Source organism: Neobacillus sp. FSL H8-0543 (genome assembly GCF_038592905.1).
GTDB lineage: Bacteria > Bacillota > Bacilli > Bacillales > Cytobacillaceae > Neobacillus.
In genome coordinates this window covers 4,097,222-4,121,305 of the sequence record NZ_CP151943.1, presented here as the reverse complement: position 1 = coordinate 4,121,305, position 24,084 = coordinate 4,097,222, and the positions used below count along the sequence as shown (strand labels likewise).

25 protein-coding genes and 1 other annotated feature are annotated in these 24,084 nt (G+C 37.6%); of the genes, 1 reads left to right on the top strand and 24 read right to left on the bottom strand.

Annotated elements, in window-relative coordinates; translation table 11 throughout:
- Positions 1-12 precede the first annotated feature (12 nt).
- From pyrR to NSS81_RS20725, 12 genes are all read right to left on the bottom strand, one after another.
- Positions 13-555: a bifunctional pyr operon transcriptional regulator/uracil phosphoribosyltransferase PyrR gene (gene pyrR, locus NSS81_RS20780; protein WP_342430534.1), complete on the bottom strand. Its 543-nt coding sequence runs from the start codon at positions 553-555 to the stop codon at positions 13-15.
- Between the two features lie 179 nt (positions 556-734).
- A complete protein-coding gene (locus tag NSS81_RS20775; RefSeq protein WP_342430533.1) occupies positions 735-1,646 on the bottom strand; it encodes an RluA family pseudouridine synthase in 912 nt (303 codons plus the stop codon).
- A complete protein-coding gene (lspA, locus tag NSS81_RS20770) occupies positions 1,618-2,112 on the bottom strand; it encodes a signal peptidase II (protein WP_342430532.1) in 495 nt (164 codons plus the stop codon). The genes NSS81_RS20775 and lspA overlap by 29 nt, the downstream gene beginning before the upstream one ends.
- A gap of 230 nt (positions 2,113-2,342) precedes the next feature.
- Positions 2,343-2,639, bottom strand: a complete 297-nt coding sequence (locus tag NSS81_RS20765; protein WP_342430531.1) for a hypothetical protein — start codon at positions 2,637-2,639, stop codon at positions 2,343-2,345.
- Positions 2,640-2,786: 147 nt separating this feature from the next.
- Positions 2,787-5,558 (bottom strand): isoleucine--tRNA ligase, encoded by a 2,772-nt coding sequence (gene ileS, locus NSS81_RS20760; protein ID WP_342430530.1) that lies wholly within the window; start codon positions 5,556-5,558, stop codon positions 2,787-2,789.
- A 74-nt stretch (positions 5,559-5,632) separates the two neighbouring features.
- Positions 5,633-5,869 (bottom strand) — a binding site (T-box leader).
- A gap of 50 nt (positions 5,870-5,919) precedes the next feature.
- Positions 5,920-6,435, bottom strand: a complete 516-nt coding sequence (locus NSS81_RS20755) for a DivIVA domain-containing protein (protein ID WP_342430529.1) — start codon at positions 6,433-6,435, stop codon at positions 5,920-5,922.
- An 82-nt stretch (positions 6,436-6,517) separates the two neighbouring features.
- Positions 6,518-7,291 (bottom strand): RNA-binding protein, encoded by a 774-nt coding sequence (locus tag NSS81_RS20750; protein ID WP_342430528.1) that lies wholly within the window; start codon positions 7,289-7,291, stop codon positions 6,518-6,520.
- A 38-nt stretch (positions 7,292-7,329) separates the two neighbouring features.
- Positions 7,330-7,593: a YggT family protein gene (locus NSS81_RS20745; RefSeq protein ID WP_342430527.1), complete on the bottom strand. Its 264-nt coding sequence runs from the start codon at positions 7,591-7,593 to the stop codon at positions 7,330-7,332.
- Between the two features lie 6 nt (positions 7,594-7,599).
- The gene (locus tag NSS81_RS20740; protein WP_342430526.1) at positions 7,600-8,040 is read right to left on the bottom strand and encodes a cell division protein SepF; all 441 of its coding nucleotides are present in this window, start codon (positions 8,038-8,040) and stop codon (positions 7,600-7,602) included.
- Positions 8,037-8,729 (bottom strand): YggS family pyridoxal phosphate-dependent enzyme, encoded by a 693-nt coding sequence (locus NSS81_RS20735; protein ID WP_342430525.1) that lies wholly within the window; start codon positions 8,727-8,729, stop codon positions 8,037-8,039. The genes NSS81_RS20740 and NSS81_RS20735 overlap by 4 nt, the downstream gene beginning before the upstream one ends.
- Complete coding sequence (gene pgeF / locus NSS81_RS20730) at positions 8,707-9,549, bottom strand: peptidoglycan editing factor PgeF (protein WP_342430524.1); 843 nt, start codon at positions 9,547-9,549, stop codon at positions 8,707-8,709. The genes NSS81_RS20735 and pgeF overlap by 23 nt, the downstream gene beginning before the upstream one ends.
- Before the next feature lie 141 nt (positions 9,550-9,690).
- Complete coding sequence (locus NSS81_RS20725; RefSeq protein ID WP_342430523.1) at positions 9,691-9,960, bottom strand: YlmC/YmxH family sporulation protein; 270 nt, start codon at positions 9,958-9,960, stop codon at positions 9,691-9,693.
- 700 nt (positions 9,961-10,660) lie between these two features.
- Between NSS81_RS20725 and NSS81_RS20720 the strand changes: the two genes are divergently transcribed.
- Positions 10,661-11,884 carry an IS110 family transposase gene (locus tag NSS81_RS20720; protein ID WP_342430065.1) on the top strand — a complete coding sequence of 408 codons (1,224 nt, stop codon included), beginning with the start codon at positions 10,661-10,663 and terminating at the stop codon, positions 11,882-11,884.
- A gap of 474 nt (positions 11,885-12,358) precedes the next feature.
- On the opposite strand, the gene sigG is transcribed toward NSS81_RS20720, so the two are convergent.
- The 12 genes from sigG to spoVE all read right to left on the bottom strand — a co-directional run bounded on the left by sigG (position 12,359) and on the right by spoVE (position 24,022).
- Entirely contained in the window at positions 12,359-13,138 is a 780-nt protein-coding gene (sigG, locus tag NSS81_RS20715; protein ID WP_342430522.1) for an RNA polymerase sporulation sigma factor SigG, read from the bottom strand.
- Between the two features lie 162 nt (positions 13,139-13,300).
- Entirely contained in the window at positions 13,301-14,020 is a 720-nt protein-coding gene (sigE, locus tag NSS81_RS20710; protein ID WP_342430521.1) for an RNA polymerase sporulation sigma factor SigE, read from the bottom strand.
- Positions 14,021-14,065: 45 nt separating this feature from the next.
- Positions 14,066-15,004 (bottom strand): sigma-E processing peptidase SpoIIGA, encoded by a 939-nt coding sequence (spoIIGA, locus tag NSS81_RS20705; RefSeq protein ID WP_342430520.1) that lies wholly within the window; start codon positions 15,002-15,004, stop codon positions 14,066-14,068.
- 265 nt (positions 15,005-15,269) lie between these two features.
- Positions 15,270-16,409: a cell division protein FtsZ gene (gene ftsZ / locus NSS81_RS20700; RefSeq protein ID WP_342430519.1), complete on the bottom strand. Its 1,140-nt coding sequence runs from the start codon at positions 16,407-16,409 to the stop codon at positions 15,270-15,272.
- A gap of 42 nt (positions 16,410-16,451) precedes the next feature.
- A complete protein-coding gene (gene ftsA, locus NSS81_RS20695; protein WP_342430518.1) occupies positions 16,452-17,735 on the bottom strand; it encodes a cell division protein FtsA in 1,284 nt (427 codons plus the stop codon).
- Positions 17,736-17,870: 135 nt separating this feature from the next.
- Positions 17,871-18,233 (bottom strand): small basic family protein, encoded by a 363-nt coding sequence (locus tag NSS81_RS20690; protein ID WP_342434095.1) that lies wholly within the window; start codon positions 18,231-18,233, stop codon positions 17,871-17,873.
- Positions 18,233-18,970 (bottom strand): DUF881 domain-containing protein, encoded by a 738-nt coding sequence (locus NSS81_RS20685; RefSeq protein ID WP_342430517.1) that lies wholly within the window; start codon positions 18,968-18,970, stop codon positions 18,233-18,235. The genes NSS81_RS20690 and NSS81_RS20685 overlap by 1 nt, the downstream gene beginning before the upstream one ends.
- Before the next feature lie 51 nt (positions 18,971-19,021).
- Complete coding sequence (locus tag NSS81_RS20680; RefSeq protein WP_342430516.1) at positions 19,022-19,738, bottom strand: DUF881 domain-containing protein; 717 nt, start codon at positions 19,736-19,738, stop codon at positions 19,022-19,024.
- Positions 19,710-20,501, bottom strand: coding sequence for an FtsQ-type POTRA domain-containing protein (locus NSS81_RS20675; protein ID WP_342430515.1), 792 nt, complete (start codon positions 20,499-20,501; stop codon positions 19,710-19,712). Before NSS81_RS20675 ends, NSS81_RS20680 begins: the two co-directional genes overlap by 29 nt.
- A 196-nt stretch (positions 20,502-20,697) precedes the next feature.
- The gene (murB, locus tag NSS81_RS20670; protein ID WP_342430514.1) at positions 20,698-21,606 is read right to left on the bottom strand and encodes a UDP-N-acetylmuramate dehydrogenase; all 909 of its coding nucleotides are present in this window, start codon (positions 21,604-21,606) and stop codon (positions 20,698-20,700) included.
- A 67-nt stretch (positions 21,607-21,673) separates the two neighbouring features.
- Positions 21,674-22,774, bottom strand: coding sequence for an undecaprenyldiphospho-muramoylpentapeptide beta-N-acetylglucosaminyltransferase (gene murG / locus NSS81_RS20665; RefSeq protein ID WP_342430513.1), 1,101 nt, complete (start codon positions 22,772-22,774; stop codon positions 21,674-21,676).
- A gap of 147 nt (positions 22,775-22,921) precedes the next feature.
- Entirely contained in the window at positions 22,922-24,022 is a 1,101-nt protein-coding gene (gene spoVE, locus NSS81_RS20660; protein WP_342430512.1) for a stage V sporulation protein E, read from the bottom strand.
- Positions 24,023-24,084: the final 62 nt, after the last annotated feature.

Sequence of the window (24,084 nt, the reverse complement as noted above, 5' to 3'; positions counted from 1 at the left end):
AAGGGTTGTTATTTAATTTTCAAAAATACTTACTTGGTCCACTTGATCTTTTTCAGTTAATTCAACAACAATTTTTTCGCTGCCTGATGTCGGAATATTTTTTCCAACATAGTCAGCACGGATTGGCAATTCCCGATGTCCGCGATCGACCAGGACAGCTAACTGAATTGCTGCTGGGCGTCCAAGATCCATGATTGCATCTAAACCTGCTCTGACGGTTCTGCCAGTATATAAAACGTCGTCTACAAGGACAACCTTTTTTTCGGAGATTTCAACTGGAATATTTGAACCTTTTACAAGCGGTTCTTGATTGTCTGTTTTCTTTGTTAAATCGTCACGATAGAGTGTAATATCCAACTCACCTACCGCGATTGGCTTCCCTTCAATTTCTGCTATTTTTGCAGCAAGACGTTCAGCAATATAAATGCCTCTTGTGCGAATGCCAACAAGAACACAATTATCTATTCCTTTGTTTTTTTCAATAATTTGATGGGCTATTCTTGTTAAGGCACGCCCAATTGCTTGTTCATCTAGTACGATTGCTTTTTGATTCATCTTAAGCACCCACTTATCTGAATTAAAAAAACCTCTCACCTAGAGGTGAGAGGTAAACGTGTAGATTCTAGAAAAGGGCATAATTTCCCTATTTTCTAATCCGTTCCTTCTCAGCCTCACAGGACTGTTTTAAAGGCATATTCAACTGTTGTTATCTTACTTTACAACTAACCCATCTGTCAATGATTATTTCGCAATTGCTCAAGCAATTGTTGAAAATTTTCCGGAAGAGGAGCTTCAAATTCAATATACTCATTTGTCCGCGGATGGTCAAATCCTAGAACCCCTGCATGCAAGGCCTGTCCATCAAAATCTAATGTTTTTTTCGGACCGTATTTGGGATCGCCTGCAAGCGGGTAGCCAATGTATTTCATATGCACGCGAATTTGGTGTGTTCTTCCGGTTTCTAATTGACATTCTACAAAGGTGAAATCCTTAAACCGTTCAATTACATTAAAATGGGTAACAGCATTTTTGCCATTATCAACAACGGTCATCGCTTGGCGATTCTTCGGATCCCTTCCAAGCGGAGCATCGATCGTTCCCGCATCATGTGTGATAACCCCATGCACAATTGCTCGATACTTCCTGGTAACTGATTTAGCCACCAATTGATTAACGAGCTTTTCATGGGCCATATCATTTTTAGCGACCATTAACAAGCCTGAGGTATCCTTATCAATACGATGAACGATACCGGGCCGTAATACACCATTGATACCTGATAAGTCCTTACAGTGAGCCATTAAGCCATTTACTAACGTACCTGTCAAATGCCCTGGGGCTGGATGAACAACCATGCCACTCGGTTTATTAACTACAAGAACATCTTTATCTTCAAAATAAATATCTAAATCCATCTCTTCTGGAATCGCATCGAGCTCTTCTGGATCAGGAATGATAATTTCAATTTGATCATTTAAAGCACACTTATAGTTTGTTTTTACCTTTTGCCCGTTTACAAGGATGTCTCCATCTTTAATCCATTGCTGGACTTGTGTTCTTGACCATTCCTCATCTAAAGTCGAAATAATTTTATCAATGCGGTCACCTTTTTGATCCTCAAGAATGGTGTGTTCCATTTTCTCCATTAGCTAGCTCCTTTGTTGCTCTTTCTTCTTTTATCATTTGAATCATTAATAACACTACCCCGATGACTAAAGCCGAATCTGCAATATTAAATACTGGAAAATTATAATTAAAAATATACGTATGAATAAAATCGACAACTTCCTTACGTATTACCCGATCAATAAAGTTGCCAATGGCACCTCCAAGCATGAAGGCAAGTGAAACTCCCAGCAGCCATTTTCCTTTTGCTTCTCTTTGAATGTAATAAATAATACCAATGATAACAACGACAGTAATCGCATAAAAAAACCACATTTGTCCTTGTAAAATTCCCCATGCGGCTCCTTTATTGCGGTGAGAAGTAATATAAAGAATATCATTGATAATAGGAATACTTTCGCCTAAATGCATTCTGCTGACGATAAGCCACTTCGTAACCTGGTCAAACAAAATAATAAAAATTGCAATTAAATAATAATAAAACACTAAGAAATACCTCCATCAGCAAGAGACTTTACTATCCTTAGCATTTTAGCACAATATTAAGCATAACGGCAATGTAACCTTAGAAAAATGCTCTTTTCGTAAAGATTATTGTAAAAACCCAAAAGCCGGTTTTTACGGTTATACAGCTAAATAGCACTTTGAATAAAGTTTGCAAGCTCTATTCTCTAAAGAAATTATTTATAAGTATCAACAAAGTTTGAGAAAAGAGCCTAGAAAAAAGAGGAGTCGATTGGCTTTCGGTAAAAGAGGTCCAAGTTTTCCGAATCCCTCGCAGACTTTATCGTTGGCATATTTTTGAGCAAATCGTCTGAAAGAAGTTCCCCAGATGTTTCACATTGACCATAGCTGCCATTTTCAAGCTTTTCGATTGCTACGTTAATGTCAGCCAGTTCTGCCTCTAAAATAGATGTTATCCATTCGTCCTTGCGCTTATTTTTTAAAGAATATAGGATTTCTAATTGTGTTTGACGGAGTTCCAAAAATAGTTGTTTCTGTACCTTATCCATAATGTTACCCCCGTTTCTCATTTGTCTTATTGTGTACATCAACGTTTTTCTAACACGGAAAAACAATTGACAACCAAAACAACAATTAACGGAGAAGGATAAAATCGGAAAAAAATAGCCCCGTGCAATGGCATGGGGCTATTTTTATTAAGCTAAATGTGCATAGTTTTCTTTTACTACTTCGGCACAACGAGGGCACAGTGTTGGATGATCAGAATCTTTTCCAACTTCAGGTGTAACAACCCAACATCTTTCACAGGTTTCACCATCGGCTTTTGTCACAACAATCGCAGCCGTATCTAACTTAAGCGCATTTTCAGGTGCTTGGTCATACGTTCCTGCCACTTCAAAGGCTGAAATGATAAACAACTGCTTCACGTTCTCTTGAATAGAATCCAATAGTGTTTTCGTTTCTTCGTTCACATATAAAGTTACTTTAGCTGTTAACGATTTTCCGATAACCTTTTCATTACGTGCTTCTTCCAGCGCTTTTAACACATCGTTTCGAAGCTTCATAAATGAAGTCCATTTTTCTTCTAACATCTGAGAATTTGCAAGCTCTTGATACTCTGGAAGGTCGGTTAATTGGACACTCTCTTCCTCAACTGAAGGAATAAATTTCCATACCTCATCAGCAGTATGTGAAAGAATTGGTGAAACAATCTTCGTTAAAGCTACTAACGATTGATATAAAACCGTTTGGATTGCACGTCGTTCCTGATTGTCAGATGCCTCAATATAAAGGACATCCTTTGCAAAATCAAGATAAAATGAACTTAAATCCAGCGTACAGAAATTATTAACCGCGTGATAAATTCCGGCAAACTCATAATTATCATAGGAAACTCGTGCAGATTTAATTAATTTATTCAATTTCACAAGCATAAATTGATCTACTTCACGAAGATTTTCATAAGCAACCAAGTCATTAGCAGGATTAAAATCTGCTAAGTTTCCCAACAAGAAGCGGAAGGTATTACGAATTTTCCGATAAACCTCTGCCACTTGCTTTAGAATCGGATCGGAAACACGAACATCTGCCTGATAATCAACAGAAGCAACCCAAAGCCGCAAAATATCAGCACCTAATTGTTTCATGACCTTCTCAGGGATTACGACATTTCCTAATGATTTACTCATCTTTTTCCCTTCACCATCCAAGACAAAGCCGTGGCTTAACACGCCCTTATATGGTGCTTCACCGGTAACAGCCACAGATGTGGATAATGAAGAATTAAACCAGCCTCGATATTGGTCAGAGCCTTCTAAATATAAATCTGCTGGTCGAACTAAGTCATCTCTTTCTAACAGAACTGCTTGATGGGATGACCCAGAATCGAACCAAACATCCATAATGTCTGTTTCTTTTGTAAAGGTGCCATTTGGACTTCCTGGATGAGTGAACCCTTCAGGAAGTAAATCCTTCGCCTCACGCTCAAACCAAATATTTGATCCAAACTGACGGAATAAGTTTGACACATGTTCAATTGTTTCATCGGTAATAATTTCCACACCGCTTTCAGCATAGAAAACTGGAATTGGAACTCCCCATACACGTTGACGGGAGATACACCAGTCGCCGCGATCACGAACCATATTAAATAAACGAGTTTCCCCCCATGCTGGGATCCATTTTGTTTCTTTAACAGCATCTAGCAAATCGTTCCGGAAGTCTTTAATCGATGCGAACCACTGTGCGGTTGCACGGAAGATAACAGGCTTCTTTGTTCTCCAGTCATGCGGATAGGAGTGCGTAATAAACGACATCTTTAGCAGGGCACCGGCTTCTTCCAATGCTTGGGTAATTGGTTTGTTAGCTGTATCATAAAATAACCCTTCAAAACCTGGTGCTTCACTTGTCATAACACCTTTATCATCGACAGGACACAATACGTCTAAACCGTATTTTTGACCGACATGGAAGTCATCCTCCCCATGGCCAGGAGCCGTATGAACGCAGCCAGTACCAGCATCGGTTGTTACATGTTCCCCTAACATAACTAGAGAATCACGCTTATATAATGGATGTGCTGCAACAATATTTTCTAATTCCATTCCTTTTAGCTTTTGAACAACAGCAACTTCTTCCCAGCCGATTTCCTTGGAAACCGCTTCTAAAAGAGCTTCAGCAACTAAGTATTTACTTCCATTCGCAGAAACAACGACATAGTTTAAATCTGGATGAACGGAAATGCCTAAATTAGCTGGAATTGTCCACGGTGTAGTCGTCCAGATGATAATTTGTGTATCATTATCTAGAACACCTTTACCTTCTTTCACCTTGAAGCCCACATAAATCGACGCAGACTTTTTATCCTGGTATTCAATCTCCGCTTCGGCTAAAGCAGACTCACTTGAAGGAGACCAGTATACAGGTTTTAGACCTTTATAAATATAACCCTTCTTAGCCATATCACCAAAAACTTTGATTTGTTGTGCTTCATATTCTGGCTTAAGCGTGATATATGGATTCTCCCAATCGCCGCGAACCCCAATCCGTTTAAATTGCTCACGCTGATTATCAATTTGCTCTAGAGCATACTTGGTGCAAAGCTGGCGGAACTCAGCGACGGTCATTTCTTTTCTTTTTACACCCTTATTCGTTAAGGCTTGCTCAATCGGAAGACCATGTGTATCCCAGCCTGGAACATATGGTGCATGGAAGCCGCTCATTGATTTATAACGTACAATAAAATCTTTTAAAACTTTATTGAGCGCGTGTCCAATGTGAATATCACCGTTAGCATATGGGGGACCATCATGCAGGACAAACATTGGACGTCCCTTTGTCCGCTCCTGTACTTTTTGATAAATATTCCATTCTTTCCAGTTAGCCTGAATCTCAGGCTCTCTTTGCGGTAGATTGCCGCGCATCGGAAATTCCGTTTTCGGCATTAATAACGTATCTTTATATTCCATCTCTTTTCCTCCTGATCACTCTTCATATACAGAATAGCCAATTGACAAATAAAAAAAACCAACTCATCCCTAAAAATAGGGACGAGAAGGTTTATTCCCGCGGTACCACCCTGATTATTGTACATAAGTACAATCCTCTTGAAGATTCGTAACGTGAATAACACGCCATAACCTAGACTCTATAAAAAGAGATTCAGCCTGGGACTCAAGGGTGATTTTCCAATCCTTCCACTTTTACCAGGCTTCCACCGTCCCCGACTCGCTTAAAAAAGCATAAGAAAAAATTGTACTGTCCCTTTCATTGTCAAAAAGCATTCTATTTATTCATTTAAAAAATTATATGCGAAATAATACCAATTCGTCAAGTTAATGAATCTTCTTCTTGATGTATTTTTAGTTCCTCTGCATCGATTTCATATTCTAATAAATGATCCCAATCATCTGTTTTAATCATATCCAGCTGAGCTTCAATCAACATTTTGAATCGTGTTCTGAAAACTTTGGATTGTTTCTTTAAGTCCTCAATTTCCATAGCAATCTTTCTCGCTTTAGATAAAGATTCATTGATAATTCGGTCAGCATTTTTTTCTGCTTCCTTAACAATTAGTTTTGCTTCTCTCTGAGCATTACGCTTTACCTCTTCACCAGCTTCTTGAGCAATCACAATCGATTTATTTAGTGTTTCTTCAATATTTACAAAATGTCCAAGACGCTCCTTCATATCAGTTAGGCGCTCTTCCACTTCTTTCTTTTCACGAAGCACTAATTCATAATCTTTTATTACTTGATCAAGAAATTCATTTACTTCATCCTCATCGTAACCTCTAAAACCTTTATTAAATTCTTTATTGTGAATATCTAACGGCGTTAACGGCATGGTGCCACCTCCAACAATCTCTCTTCGTATGTATAAAGCTAATATTCGACAAAGTTTTCTAGAATCCTTCTCGTTATCTAAATTATTTCTGCTTACCAACAATAATACGCCATTTTTCTTTTTTTGTCTTTCCTTCAATTGACAAAATTTTCACCCTGCCATAACCGCGGACAGACAATAGGTCCCCATCATAACATTCAAAGGATGGGTTTTCAGTTAAGGTCCAGTTTATCTTAACAAGCCCCTGTTGGATGAAATTTAAAGACTTCTGCCGTGATAAATTATGTATCCCAGAAATAACGGTGTCCAATCTTAATGAGGAAACCGTAACACTCTGATCAACCCAAGAATTTTCTGGAATGATTGCCTCTTCTAGTCTTGCTTCTTTTAACTGAATGGTTGCTCTGCCAATTGATTCGAGATTATTTTTTATATAATCATTTATTTCCCTCGATACAAGGAATTGAATTCTTTCACCCTTTATTAAGATGTCGCCAAATTTGCCTCGTTTCAAGCCTAAGGACATCAAAGTCCCTAAAACTTTAGGGTGTTCAATTGTAACAAATTTTGTAGGATAGTTTATTTCAAAAAGAGTGATCTGAAAATCCTCCAAAGTCGGGCTAAAATATTCTGGCATAATCAATGCTCTTTTTCTTTCGGTTTCAGAGAGTCCTCCAAAGAATTGATATTTTATAGTTCCATTTTCACCGATTATCGTTTTCAATATATGCTGTTCCCTTGGATCTAAGAAATCGGTGAGTTTAGGAGTATAGGCTGTATCAACATAGTCCTTCCAATTCAATACTTGGTCAATAAATTCCCGCTCTTCTGGGCGGAAATGCTGATAGATGTTCATAATTAACTCCTTAAGCTTTTACAAGTCTTAATGTTTATTTAAGAAATCAAACCCTGCAATACCCTTAAGCCTGCAGGGGCAAAGGACAAGACGAAAAATGCTGCCAATGGAGATAGGTCCATCATACCAATAGGCGGAATAACACGTCTGAACGGTTCTAAGAATGGTTCACATGCCCTTGCAAGTACAGAACCAATTTGTGATTCTCTCATATTCGGAAACCATGACATTAAAATATAAATAATCATCATCCACTTATAGATATTAATTAAACTAATCAAAAAATCAAAAATGATATCCATTCCCTCTTACCACCTCGTATCTTGAAATTCTTGATCCTGTACTAATTCAGAAATATTCCCGGAAATTTCAACATTGTCAGGGGTGCATAAAAAGATACTTGAGCCAATTTTTTGAATATCTCCACCTAATGCATACACTGCCCCACTTAAAAAATCAACAATTTGTCTTCCTTCTTCATAGCTTAAGCGTTGCAAATTCACAACCACGGCTCGTTTGTTTTTTAAATCATCAGTAATATCTTGTGCCTCGGCATATGATTTCGCTTCAACCAAAATTACTTTTGATGATGATGATTTCTGTACACTCTGAAGGCTTACAACATTTTGTACTTTTGCAGGTTGTTTCTGAGGCCTTAGCGGTTCTGCCTTTTCATAAATCTCCTCATTATTCTCATCATATTCATCATCTAAAAAGAAAAATGTTTTTAATTTTGATTTAATTTTCATGTCTTTCCCTCCAAACCTTCCTCACCCACAAGTGCGGTACCTATTCTAATTATTGTGGCACCTTCTTCAATCGCAATATCAAAATCATTAGACATCCCCATTGAAAGTTCTGTACATGGGGCAAAATCAAGCTGTAATTCTCTGATTTGATTGCGAAGGTCAGCTAACTTTCGAAAGCAAGCCCGAAGTAGCTTTTGATCATCCGTTAATGGGGCCATTGTCATTAATCCAGCAATTATAATATTTCCAAATGGGCGAAGATTTTTGATGAATTCAATCACTTCTTCAGGAGCTAATCCATGCTTGGACTCTTCCCCTGCTGCATTAACTTGGACTAGACATTTCACTTTTCTGTCAGCCCGTTTATTTATTTCTTCAGCAAGGCTTAAACGGTCTAAAGAATGGATATATTCAACCTTATCAATAATATTCTTAACCTTGCGTGTTTGGAGCGTTCCTATAAAATGCCAGATGGGCTTGTCCGCTAATACTTCCCATTTTGCTATTAAGCCTTCATCACGGTTTTCGCCTAAATCGGTTATGCCTGCCTCGAGAGCTTCACAGGCTCTTTCGATGGAAACATATTTGGTTACAGCAACTAGTTTCACTTCTTCAGGAGCCCGATTTACCATAGAACAGGCATTTTTGATTTGTTGATTAATAAGTTTAAGATTTTCTGCTACCTTCACCTGCGGTCTCCTTCCAGCCTATATAGCTTAACATTCTTCCTGTTTTTCCTTTATCACGGCGGTGTGAAAAAAACTCGTTGTCGTCACAGCTAGTACAAAGACTAGTGGTTAGGATATTTCCTTCTGGTACTCCCGCCTTCATCAAGATCAATTTATTCAATTCACGCAGGTCCAATGTATATTGACCATCACCTACTAAATTATAGGGTTTTTTATCGGCATCTACTAGTGTATTTTCTACGAAGTTTATCACATAATCATTAACAATATAACATTTATCACAGATAGAAGGGCCAATCGCTACAAAAATACTATCCGCTTCAACGCCCTCGCAGCTCCACGCCTCTACCATATGCCTTGCAATTTCGTTGACAGTCCCTTTCCATCCAGCATGAGCAGCACCAATCATTCCCAGCTTTGGTGAAATAAAATATAGTGGGACACAATCTGCATAACAAAGGGTTAACAGGATTCCCTCTTCTTTCGTATAAAAACCATCTGTACCTTTAAAGGCATTTGAGTAAGAATTTGAACCTTTGCCTCTATCAGATCTTGTGACTTTTCTAATAACAATATCATGGGTCTGTTCAGCACCGACCCAGTGGTCAAGTGGAAATTGAAGATGTTTAGAAAGCGTGTTCCTGTTAGAGCAAACCGTATCTTTTACGTCGCCAACATGGAATCCAAGGTTTAGTGTTTCGAAGTCCCCTTTGCTGTCACCACCATTTTTTGTACTTATTCCAGCAACAAGCCTTGGAAATAATTTTCCCCAGCTTTCAATCGAAAAAAATGTCCGATTATTTAATACAAACGGTTCCATTTCCAACCCTCTTTTATCTTCTTTTTTACAAATAGGAAAGGTAATCCTTTCCTATTTCGTGTTAGTACCAATGAGTCAGGTTATATTTTCTTATTCTAGTTTACCATGAATAGGTAAAATGGTCATCGCACTCTAGTACATTTACCCTTCAATTTCCTCCGTTACTCTTTCCTCAAATCCTTTGTACCTTACAAGAATTACATCTTGACCAATTTTAATAATATTTTTCCATGGGATAACAATATCTTCCTCCCTTCCAAAAAAACCTAGAACTTTTCCTGCACCAGTAATTACGACTGCATCAATCTTTCCTGTAGTTAAATTTATTTCGATATCTCCAATATTCCCCAGCCTTTTGCCGTCAGAAACATTAACAACATCCTTTATTTGAAATTCAGAAATTTTTACCATACTCTCTCACTCCCACTTTTCTATGCTATAGAAAATATATGTCTTAACTTGGGATTTTATCTTAATCAGAAAAAATAAAGCTGCCTTTTAGGACAGCCTCTTATATAATCCAATAACTTTAATAATTCACTACGTTAATAAATTATAACGGCATTGATTTAAGGTCTTTGAAACATGTTTGTTGATTTGTACTCCATGCACTTCGCTTTCCGCGGGCGTGCCGGGGAGCCTCCTCGGCGCTGAAGCGCCTGTGGGGTCTCCCCAGCCCCGTACTCCCGCAGGAGTCTGCGTGCCTTCCGCGCAAATCAACAGAGTTATTAATTAAATAATGCACTTATCTCTACACATCTTAAAAAAATGGCTATGTTAAAGGTTATTGTTAATTTTTTTAATTTTAAGAATCTAAATAGACAGAGAAATTCCGCTTATTTGGTAAAAAGCATTAAAAATTGTATAAACATACTAACATTAGTAGCACAAACCAAGGCCATGGTTTGTGCTACTATTTTTTTATAGTAGAAGTGAAGGAAGGTCGATCCGTCTATAGGACCATGTAAGAGTCCGTATTTAAACAGGCCAACTTCACACCCTTGTTTGAATCAGTTTAGTATGTTGGGTCTTAGAGATCGTGTATAAGAAAATGGAATCGATAAGGCACTGTGAAGACTTCTATGATTGGTTATAAAAGGAGAATATTTATATGAAACATGTCATCTCTCTTGATGTCAGTAAAGGGAAAAGTACCATTGCCATTTATGATGGCTATAGACAATGTGAATTTGAAGGGGAATTGTATCATACACGCATTGATTTTGAGCAGCTACACCTTCGTATTAAGGAAATAACGGCTCTTGATGGACAAGCCCCTGAAATCGTATTTGAGGCGACGGGTGTCTATTCAAAATCAGTTGAAAAGTTTCTACGGGATCACGGACATACATACTGTCGCATGAACCCGCTTGAAGCGAACCTACAAATGGCTTCAATGCGTCGAAACAAAACCGATATTAGCGATGCCCATGAGTTAGCGAAAACCCACTTTAAATTAGAACGTGAAACGACGTATGTGCAGAATGAATATTATGAACAGATGCGGGCGATTACTCGTTATTATGACGAGATTGAAGAAGAACTTATTCTTTTACGCAATCGTATGCATGCCATTTTACATCTTTCATTTCCAGAGTTGGAACGACTTATTACACCGAGTTCAGCGCTATTTTTAAATTTTGTGCAATTGTATCCACATCCAGCACTTTTATTAGCTCAGTCAAAGACAATTATTAAAAATCGTTTAAAAAGTAATACACGTAAAAATCTTTCACTAGAACGTGCAGAGAAAAAAGCCATCGTGTTATTAGAAGCTGCGAAAAATTCATATCCTGCCATTGAACCAACGGATATTCGTTGTAATCAAGTAGGCGATTATGCCCGACGTATTGCGGATTTAATGGAAAAGAAAGACCAGCTTGTGAAACAGATGGTTATGATGTCTGAAGGAAGAAAGGAATATACCGTATTACGCTCCTTTCCAGGGATTGGTGATACAACAGCATGCAGACTTATTGGCGAACTAGGTGATATTCGCCGATTTAAAAACGCGAAACAACTGAACGCTTACGTTGGCATCGATATTATGCGCTATCAATCTGGCAATACACAATACCGTGATCGTATTAATAAACGAGGAAATAAGAAGCTACGGAAGATTTTATTTTTTATGATTTGTACGATGCTTATGGCAAAAGGAAAACCTAATCATTTAGTAGACTATTATTACAAATTAAAAACGCAACCTCAGAGAAAGCCTCATAAGGTCGCGATTGTGGCGTGTATCAATAAGTTTCTGAAAGTGATGTTTCAGTTACTGACACACGGCATACTTTACGATTATGAGTCCGCACTACCAGCTCAGAAATCGTAGCCAAGTTTATATTCACTATAGCACACTGACCTTTCGAAAAAAAGAATATCGTGAGGTCTTTTCGTTATGGAAAAATTTAGATGTATTTGGGAGGGGTACCCCTCCCAAATACATCTAAATAAAAAAACATAAATGAATTAACTAAAATACACTTGACTAATCGTAAGAAATAGACGGAGAGATTCCGCCTATTTATATAAAAAACATTAAGATGGGGGATTTTACATAGCATAACCGGATAATCTCCCCTTATATTCCACGAAACGAGCTCCTTTTTGCAAATAACCGGAAAATCTCCGCTTATTTCACTTTCGATGATTACTTAAACGAAATCAACTGACTTATTTAACACAGCCAAAAAAAGAGCAAAAAAAGAGTGAGCAACTTTTAATAATTGCTCACCCTTTTTTTATTTCCTTGAAATTGTATTTTTCTAATTAATATTTGTTTTTGCAGTTCCCTCTTTTGGCAGCTTTAGCTTTGGATATTCTTATTCATTTGTTTAATTGCCGCTTTTTCAAGACGTGAAACCTGTGCTTGTGAAATACCAATTTCATCGGCAACTTCCATTTGAGTTTTACCTTGGAAGAAACGTTTTCTTAATATTAACTTTTCGCGATCGTTTAAGCGACGCATACCTTCTTTTAAGGCAATTTCCTCAATCCAGTGTATATCCTTACTTTTCTCATCGCTTAACTGATCCACGACGAATATGGGGTCACCCCCGTCATTGTAGATCGGTTCAAATAGGGAAACTGGATCTTGAATAGCATCTAAAGCAAAAACTATTTCTTCATGTGGAACTTCTAATACCTTTGCAATCTCTTCAGCTGTTGGTTCCCGCGATGTTTCACTCATTAAGCGCTCCCTCACCTGAAGTGCCTTATAAGCGATATCTCTTAAGGACCTCGAAACACGAATCGGATTATTATCACGTAAGTACCTACGAATTTCGCCAATTATCATCGGTACGGCATAGGTGGAAAACTTTACGTTTTGACCTAAATCAAAGTTATCAATCGATTTCATAAGTCCGATACAGCCAACCTGAAACAGGTCATCAACAAACTCGCCTCGGTTGTTAAACCGCTGTATCACACTTAGAACGAGTCGTAAATTTCCGTTGACGAGCTTTTCTCGTGCTGTAATATCGCCTTCTTGCATTTGCCTGAAGAGAATTCTCATTTCCTCATTCTTTAATACAGGAAGTTTTGATGTATCAACGCCGCAAATTTCAACTTTATTTCGAGTCAATCCCTTTTCCCTCCTCATAGGAGTTGCTGTACAAAAAACAGTATTTCCTTGAGCAGGAAAAATATGCACATATGCTTTCCTAAAGAGAGCAATGGGATTTGTCGAAAAACAGATTAAAGTCTTGAGGTTCTAAGGTCCTAAAGATAGAAAAATTTTCTTTTTTTACACCATTTTGTTAAATTCTTTTCTTAACCTTTTAATAATCCTTTTTTCCAATCGGGAAATATACGACTGGGAAATGCCAAGCATATCCGCCACATCTTTTTGCGTTTTTTCTTCTCCATTTGTTAGACCAAATCGAAGCTCCATAATTTGCTTTTCCCTGTCCGATAACTGGTGCAATGCCTTCGTCAACAACTTCCTGTCTACATTTGCTTCAAGGTCTTTCGTAATGATATCGTCATCGGTTCCTAATACATCAGATAATAATAATTCATTGCCATCCCAATCGATATTCAGGGGTTCATCAAAAGATACTTCAGAGCGAATTTTATTGTTTCTCCTTAAATACATTAGAATTTCATTTTCAATACATCTTGAAGCGTATGTAGCAAGTTTAATTTTTTTCTCAGGATTAAATGTATTAACAGCTTTGATTAGACCAATTGTCCCAATACTGATTAGATCCTCAATATTAATGCCTGTATTTTCGAATTTCCTGGCAATATAGACAACCAGTCTTAAGTTACGCTCAATTAAAATCGACCTTGCTGCTTTATCCCCGCCAGGCAGCTTATCTAACAATAAAGCTTCCTCATCCTTGCTTAGCGGTGGAGGTAGGGCTTCGCTGCCTCCTATATAATAAACCTCATCTGTTTTTAGTCCCAATTTTATTAGTATTTTATACCAGTAATAGGATAAGCGAAATCTCCATTTTTTCACGCAAGTTCCTCCTTCTAAAATATGATTTTTGCGAGTATAGTATTATTAACTTACTTTCACCGTTTCTCCATGCTGCTTTTGTCCAGTAAGCATTTTCGGATGAACAATGCATTGAAAGGAATCATCGGCTGAAAGCTGCTGTATTGTAAACGAGACAAGTCCCTTCTCACATAAATATTGCTCCCCTTTGTTTTCAATCAAAATGGAATCCGGTTTTACTGCAACAATGAGCTGATGCTCCTGTCCAACCACTTTAAAAGGGACAATTCTAAGCCTATTTTGCCATTCTATAGGAAACTCTTCATCACCCATAATTAACGATTCGGAGTCAACCGCCATTTTTTTTATCGGCTCTGTCATTTCTTCCAATTGATTTTTGATTGAGACAAACATGACCGGAAGCTTAGACAAGGGATCATAGAGTTGATTCCCGCTATCAACCAAACCTTTACAAACAATCGTTTCACCATTAATTTTTAATGTAACATGTACAATCTGGTCAAATTGAATTTTGGTCATTTCCATATCTTCAATATTTTTCCTTGAGAAATGCCAGGCAACGGGAAAGCCTAATAAAACGAATAGCCAACTGATAGGATCTCCGAACCCCGAAACATTCGACAATAATACTTTAGTGTTTAATTGCGAATCGAATTGAATAAAATAATGAACTCCAATTAATGCCCCTCCAATTAAAAAGGTAGAAAGGTATAGGGTCATTAGCGCTTTGATAAAAAAAACAAATCTCTTGTAACCAAACGTTATTAGAACCATAACTACCGAGACTAGCAGTTTTGAAATCGGATGGTCCGAATACGAGTGCAGTGGGGTAAACGACAAAAGAATAATTAAGGATCCAATAAAGCCTCCAGTTAATAACCTCCAAATCCGTATTTGCCTCTTTAAAAAAATGGCTGTTAAATAAAGGAGAAGGCTATCAAATAATAGGTTAAGAGCCCAAATTATATCTAAATAAACAGTCAAGCTCACTTCCCCCTTAATGTCCTCCCGTTATTTATTACTCTTATTGATAATTGAAAGACGTATAATTCTTATCATTCTACTATTCTGTTTACGGAAAAGTATAACCTACATACTGGGCTGAAGTGTGTCACTTTCTGTAAACAAAAAAACAGAGATTTCCACTATTAACAACGTATTTTGTCTAATAAATTTATGTCGAAATACACCTGACGAAAAAGCAGAAAAGGCATGGTCCCTTTGGACCATGCCTTTTCTGCTTTCGTTACTATCTGCGGCGATTACGGTTGCGCAAGAATGTAGGGATATCCAATGTTTCCTCTTGGGAAACATTATTATTAGCCCGTACTGGTTCTTGTGGTGCAACTTCCTCGCGTTTCTGCTCTCTTTTCCCACTATTGATTTGTGGTTTTGCTTGTCCAAAAGAAGGACGGGTGACTTTTGGCTGTAAGACTTCCTCGTTAAATCCAGTAGCGATAACCGTTACAATGATTTCATCTTTAAGATTTTCATTAATGACAGAACCAAAGATCATGTTTACTTCTTGGTCAGAAGCAGTTGCAACAATATCAGCGGCTTCTTGAACTTCATATAAGCTCAAGTTTGAACCGCCTGTGATATTCATCAGTACTCCCTGTGCACCATCAATAGAGGTTTCTAGGAGCGGAGAATTTATTGCCTTCTTCGCTGCTTCAGTAGCACGATTTTCACCTGCTGCAACACCGATTCCCATTAATGCAGAACCTTTATTTGACATAATTGTTTTCACATCAGCAAAATCCAAGTTAATCAGACCAGGAGTAGCTATTAAATCTGAGATACCCTGAACCCCTTGGCGAAGTACGTTATCCGCTTCGCGGAAGGCTTCAAGCATTGGAGTGCTTTTATCAACGATTTCAAGAAGACGATCATTCGGAATTACTATTAAAGTATCTACCGCCTCTTTCATCGAGCCGATTCCGCCTGATGCTTGGTTAGAGCGTTTTTTTCCTTCAAATGTAAATGGCCGTGTAACAACACCAACAGTCAATGCACCTAAATCACGGGCGATTTGAGCAATAACCGGCGCCGCACCAGTACCTGTCCCTCCGCCCATACCAGCAGTAACAAATACCATATCAGCCCCGCGCAAAGCATCTTCTAGCTGTTCTTTACTCTCTTCAGCCGCTTTCTTGCCTACTTCCGGGTTTGCTCCTGCACCAAGTCCTCTAGTAAGTTTTGCGCCAATTTGCATTTTCACTTCTGCTTTTGAAAGATTAAGAGCTTGAGCATCGGTATTTACTGCGATAAATTCTACACCCTGAACACCGTGTTCAATCATTCGATTTACAGCGTTGTTCCCGCCGCCGCCAACCCCAATAACCTTTATAGTTGCAAGAGAATCTAAATTTGTATCAAACTCTAACATTACAAATCCTCCTAATTCTTTGATATTCCTTTTCGTATTTTTCTACTCGAAAAAGAGACCAAGGAATTTTTTTACTTTTGATGACATCTTATCTTCCGGATGCTTTTCTGTTTTTGCTTTTGGTTGCTGCTGTTTAGGTACTTTCTTTTCGATTGGCTCTGAGATGGCTGCTGCACCAACGCTTGTACCACCTGGCAATCTAGAATTCTTGTAGGCGTATTTTATTAAACCAACGGCAGTAGTAAATTGAGGATCTCTTACTCCAATATAATTTGGAACTGCCTTGCGAACTGGACTTTGGAAGATTAGCTGTGCAAGCTCTAATACACCTTGCATATTAGCGGTTCCGCCCGTTAAGACATAGCCTCCACCCAAATCACTTACACCAAGTCGTTTTAGTTCATGAGCAATTAACTCAAAAATCTCTTCCATTCTAGCTTCAATAATTTCAGAAACATAGAGCTGATTAAATTGTTGATGCTGTTCGCTTCCGATAATCGGAACGCTGAAGAACTCATCCTCAGAGGCATCATCATAAAAAGCATGTCCATATTTCACTTTAATTTTTTCTGCATCCTCGGTAGAAGTGTGTAATACCTTGGAAAGATCATTCGTTATCAGGTCTCCGCCAACTGGAACCACACTTGTTGACTTTAAAAACCCTTCCTGATACACGGCAATCGTTGTAGAACCGCCGCCAAGATCGATAAGTGCAACCCCTAGGTTTTTCTCATCCTTTGATAAGGCATATTCTCCTGCAGCAAGCGGCTGTAAAACAATATCCACAACCTCTAAGCCTGCACGTTCAACACAACGCAATGTATTCGTTATGATAGCATTAGAACCAGTAATTAGCGTCCCTTCCACTTCCAAACGAACGCCTATCATACCGCAAGGATTATTTATTTCATCCTTGCCATCAAGAATAAACTGTTTTCTGATTACCCCAATAATTTCTCTTTCCTGGGGAATTGAAACTACTTGTGCCTCTTCAATGACACGTCTGACTTCTTCATTTGTAATTTCACGATTTTGATTTGATACCCCAACTATACCATGACATGGCTCAAGAGTAACTTGATTTCCAGAAATTCCAACAATCACCTGTCGGATTTCCATCCCAATCATTCTTTCTGCTTCCTCAATCGCCTTTTTAATTGAATGAACGGTATCATTAATGTCAATAATCGATCCCTTGCGTAAACCTTCTGATTTAACGTTCCCAACACCAATTATATTAATAGAGTCATTGACGATTTCACCAATGATAACTTTTACACTGGATGTACCGATGTCAAGACTAACATATATCTCATTGCTGTTCATTCTTTGGCACCTCCTTCAGCATTCCTTCAGTCGAACAACAATTAATTATATATATATAGATATGAAAAAATTATTGTCACACCTCTATATCATATAAAATTATTCGTCACATCTAAATGATTCCCTTTAAAAAAATCAACTTTTTTCTAATTTTTCTTTGTTCGTTGACCATTTTGTCAATAATATTCGTCTAATAACAGCAATATTTTGAAATAAGCGGACACCAAAGGCAAAAACTGCTGCTAAATATAAGTCTACACCAAGATGTACACCTAGAAAAGCTAAACTTGCAGCAAGTAAAATATTGAAAAAAAATCCGGATACAAATACTTTTTCATCATAAATATTTTGTAAATGAGCTCTTATTCCCCCAAATAAAGTATCTAGGGCAGCCAAAACGGCTATTGATAAATAATTCGAGTATTCTTCCGGGATTCTAATATCCGTTAGTAATCCAAGAATAATCCCGACAATTAGCCCTAGTAGCGGAAGCCACATCAACCATCGCCTCCTTCTACCTCTTTCACCAGTTCAAAATGCCGAATCCGAATCGGATTTTCGTATGCTGGAACAGTAATTTTTGGGCTGACCTCATTAACCACTAATCGAAGGTCTTCAATAAAAAACTCTTCTGTGGCTTTTGAAGCCTTCATTCGATTATATAATTTTTCTGCTGCTGCACTATTATCTGCAGCAACCTTTATTTCAATTGGAAGATTTTTCAAGGAGTGGCCATCAATCTTTGTTTCATTATTAATATCTCTGATAACAGTCGTATTAATAATTCGTTGTCCATCAATCGATATATATTTTGCATCATACATATTTAATTCGTTTAATAGTCTCTTTAAAAGTTCGGGTGATACAACTTTTTTAATCTGGGAACCCAATTGAAATTCTTCAATCATAGGTTCAACACTTAAGGTAATTCCAGGACCCTCTGCCATTGTCATCCCTGCCTCTACCTTCAACTCATCTAAAGTATCCCGTAATGCCTGTTCCTTACTTTGTTTCCGCTCTGATTCATATGCTAGAAGTTTCTCTTCAATTGAGCGAATTTCAGTTAGTAAACTTGATTGCAATTCTTTTTCCTTTAGCAATGCCTCTCGCAGCTGCCAAATATCTCTTGTGTCCCGTTCAACAGGTTTTTTAACGGTTTGAAATTGGATGGCAATCATAAAACCAACAACTGCAGAAATCACAATAAAACTTATATTTTTTTTATGCCAGTCCACTTCTTTCACCTTACCTTTAAATTAATCTCACGTGGACACTTACTAACTACATTAGGATTTCCCTAAAATGGGATTTAAAAGAATTTCACTCTTTTTTTCAAGCGAAAAGACTATATTATCGTTAACAAGCTGATCCTTAACCCCCCCGGTAAGATTTAGTGCAGAAGATAAAACATCAGGGTCCCCTATTGCCGTTATCACAAAGGGAGCGGGATGCTGTATACCGTCTACAGTAATAACAGGTCCGTCACAAATAATGTAAGATTGGCTTGATAGCCTTTGCCCATTAACCGCAATTCCTGCAGCACCAGATATGTAAAGCTCATTTATTACTTTAAATACATGGTACTCATGGACCAGGTAATTATTAATATTTGGTTCATTTGGATTGTAATCACCATCTGCTAAAGTAACAGTTACCCCTTTACCTTTTACCTTAACTTTTCCTAAAAACATCCGGTATTTTTCCGCATCTTCAGCAAGTGTTAAAAACACTTGTGCCTCTTTTGACAAATCCTTTTCATTCTCCAGAACCTTATCTTGCTTTTGGTGTAATTCCTTTTGCAGTTTACGATTGGTTTCCTCCAGTGAAATAAGCTTATTTCTTAAATCTAGCGTTTCTTCCCATTGTTTGCCTGATATATTTGTATGCTCTTGTTTTATTTCCTTCTGAGTAAAATGATAGGAAAAAGCCATTATATATCCAAGAACAAGGCATACTAGGGATAAAACAACATGCTTACCCTTCACCCTTATCTTTCTCAACATCTGTTTCTTCCGCCTCCACTTCAAATGCCCGAAAGAACGAACCTACCTCTAGATCAATGATGCCTTTCTTGTCTGGATTTAACTGACTTATAATTGAAGGATAATGTGCCATCTTTTCTGAAAAACTTCTTAATGTCGCATTTACCTCAAAACCATCATTCATAAATAAGGTTATATGATAATCGTCCGTTTTTTTAGGAGAATAGTGTATTTCAGATATAGAGTTTACAATTTCAGCAGGCAGCTTGTCCAATTCTATAATCATTTCTTTAAGGATTGTATCTTCTTTAAATTCAAATAATATTGGTGCGCTGACAGGTATTCCTTCCATTTCTCTATCCGTTAAAATTTCAGCGTTTTCCATGACAGGATAATATGATTTATCCCTTTGTAAATAGGCATTTATTTTATGTTCCTTCATTTGAATTACAACTGTGTTCGGCCAATTAATTTTTACTTCCGCTTCCTTAATTTCACTCAAACCCTGCAGTTTCGATGTAATTTCCTCTCGATTTACACTCCAAATATTTGTTTTTTTGGAAATCTTAGTGATACTTATTATTTCGCTGGTCGTTAGCAACTCATTGCCTTTCACGGTAATCTTCTTAACATGGCTTAATGGAGATTGTACATATGCGACAACAGCAATCATTGTAAAGAATAAAAAGAGCAGAAAAATTAGCCGTCTGTTTGCTTTTCGTCGTCTTTGCTCCTTTAACTTCGGAATTCGATCCTCTAGCGCAACAATCTTACCTTTATCCATACACTTCCCTCCATCAAGAACATCACTTAGCATGCCCGAAAGAAAACCAAAATGAGTTTTTCCATTTGTTTGAAATACCTATAAAGAGAAAACAACGGCACGAATAATCATGCCGTCATTCATTTTCTTTAATTCTACACGTATTTATAATGAGTAATTATATCACAAAATTTGTAATTCGTCCGACTATTTCTTGTTAATCACGGCCAATAATTTCTACTTCCGTTTCAATATTAATTGAATATAATTGATCGATCTTTTCTTTAATATACTGAATTAAATCAAGTACATCTTTTGCGGTAGCATTACCGGCATTAACAATAAAATTTCCGTGCATTTCAGAAATTTTTGCACCGCCAATACTAAATCCTTTTAAGCCTGCCTCTTCTATTAATTTGCCCGCATAATTCGGAAGTGGGTTTCGAAAAATACTGCCCGCACATGGGAAATTCCATGGCTGTGTTTCTTTACGATAATCTTTATTCTTTAACATTTGGGCTACGATGGAAGCTTTGTCACCCTCGGTGAGATCGAATTCTGCTTCTAGAACAATGCCTGGGCGTTTCTTTTGTAGTACGGAAGTCCTGTAAGAAAACTCCATTTCAACATTCGAGAGCCATTCTATAGTACCATCAGCAAATAAAATATGAGCCTTTGTTAATATTTTACTGATATCGGAACCATGTGCACCCGCATTCATGTATACGGCACCACCAACAGACCCCGGAATTCCACTAGCAAACTCTAGACCTGAAAGCCCTTTTTTACTTATCATTGTCGATAAGCTAATAAGTGAATGACCTGCACCAACTGTAATTTTTGTCCCTTCTATTGTCAGATTAGAAAGGCCAGCACCCAGCTTAATGACTGCACCCTCTATTCCTTTATCCGAGACTAATAAATTAGAACCTCTTCCAATCGCCCTCCAGGGTAACTGATGCTTATTAATAAAACCGATCACTTTCCTGATATTCTCAACTGAAGATGGTTCAATAAAAAGGTCGGCAGGACCTCCAATTTTCATTGTAGTATGCTGGGAAAGTAATTCATTCCTCTTGACTTTGCCTATATTTAATTCTTCTAATTCATTTAATAATCCGTCCATTCCAATCACCTATCTTTCAAAACATGCGTTACTTATAATTTATGCAATAAAATAATTTGGGCTACTTTTATTTATTATTAACCAGCATTTTCATAAGTTCAAAAACTCTGCCCGCAGAATCGGGAACACCTAACTTTTTTGCTTTCGTTTTCATTTCTTTCAGGGTTTCCTTATTTAACAAAATTCTATCAATATACTGTAATAACGTTATGCTATTTAAATCCTTTTCTAATAATAAATCGGCAGCTCCATGATCACTAAGAGACCTTGCATTTTTTTCTTGGTGATTGTTTGTTACATATGGGCTTGGGATAAGGATGCTCGGAATGCCGAGTGAAGTGATTTCTGCCAGTGTCGTAGCGCCTGCCCTTGAGACGACTAAATCAACGCCAGCAAGCACCTCTGGCATATTATGAATAAACGGCTTAATCACGACGTTTTTTGGGTTCCCCACTAATTCGACCTCATCTTTTACCTCTTGATAATGTACATCCCCAGTAATATACAACACTTGATATGGTTTTTCACCCAACTCCGAAAGTGATTTAATAACTGCATCATTAATTGGTCTTGCACCACGGCTTCCGCCAAAGATTAACACTACTGGTAAAGTTGTACTTAGCCCAGCAGATAAACGTCCTTGGATGCCGTCCTTCCCAATTACTTCAGATGCTCGCGGATTTCCAGTGAAAACAACTTTATCGTCAGGGAAATGTTCTTTGGCCTCATCGAAACAAATGGCAATCTTGTTTACATAGCGACTTAAAAACTTATTTGTTAAACCTGGGACACTGTTTTGTTCATGAACAATCGTTGGAATTTTTAATTTTGCTGCAGCATAAACCACTGGACCACAAACGTATCCACCTGTTCCAATGACAATATCAGGCTTAAATTCTTTTAACATTCTTTTACTATCCCTTACACCTGTAAAAAATCGAACTACAGTCTTAATATTATCTATAGAAAGCTTTCTTTTAAAACCTGTAATATGTATAGCCTTAAAAGGGATCCTTTCTCTCGGTACAAGTGTACTTTCCAATCCGTTTTTTGTACCAATGTATAAAAATTCCGCATTTATATTCGATTCTTTTTGGATTTCTCTAATGAGTGCAAGTGCAGGATATATATGCCCTCCCGTTCCACCGCCGCTAACTACTATTTTCATATTTCCACCTCGGGTAAATGTATTACGTTTCAGCTGATTGCTTACCCTATCTTACTACAAAAATGAGGATAAGGTAGGTATTGCAAAGTGAATGTTATGTAATTGTAAAAAACAAATAAAAAGAACCCTGTTACATCACAGGGTGTCTTAGTATCTAGCATATCGGCTTATGTTTAAAAGAACACCGATGGCCATTAACATTAATGTTAATGAGGAACCTCCATAGCTTAAAAAAGGCAACGTAATTCCTGTGACTGGCATTAAACCAGTAACAACTCCGATATTGATCATAACTTGAATTGCCACCATAGAAATAATACCAACTGCGAGAAAACTTCCATATAAATCTGGAGCACCAAGTGCAATTCGTATACCTCTCCATAGTAACAAGGCAAACAAAAGGATAATAAACGATCCGCCAATGAATCCTAACTCTTCTGACAAAATGGCAAAAATAAAGTCCGTTTGTGGTTCAGGGAGGTAAAAGAACTTTTGCCTGCTTTCTCCAAGACCAAGTCCAAACAAACCACCTGGACCAATTGCATAAAGCGATTGAATAATTTGAAATCCGCTATTTAGTGGATCCTCCCATGGATCCAAAAATGAGGTAATCCGTTTTATCCTGTACGGGGCAGAAGCAATCAACCCGACAAATCCAGCTAATCCTAACAACCCCAGAAAAGCAAAATGGCCAATTCGCGCACCAGCAATAAATATCATTACCACACATGTCCCGATCATCACTGTACCAGTGCCTAAATCAGGCTGTAACATGATTAAGGCAAAGGCAACAAACACAAGCCCTAAAGAAGGTACTAAACCCTTTCGGAAGGATGTAATCAACTTTTGCCTCTCGGATAAAAACTTTGCTAAAAAAGCAATCATTGCAAGTTTCATAAATTCTGATGGTTGGATAGAAAAGGCTCCAATGCCAATCCAGCTCCGTGAACCATTTCGAACATTTCCAATTCCAGGGATCAAAACAAGCAGTAATAAAACAAAACAGATAATTACAATTGTTTTCGACCATGTTCGCCAGGTCCAATAGTTAATATTCATAATAAAAAACATAGCAACAATACCTACACCAGCAAAAAGAATTTGCCTTTTTGCAAAGAAGAAGGAGTCATCAAATTTATATTCTGCCCATACAGCACTAGCACTATAAACCATGATAAGTCCAACTGCCAAAAGCGTTAATGTAATTATTAGTAAAATAAAATCAGGAGTCGTTTTCTTTGTCGGCACCACTCTACACCTCAACAACAGTTTTAGGGCTATAGCAGAGCCAATTGGAAAAACTCTTTGTG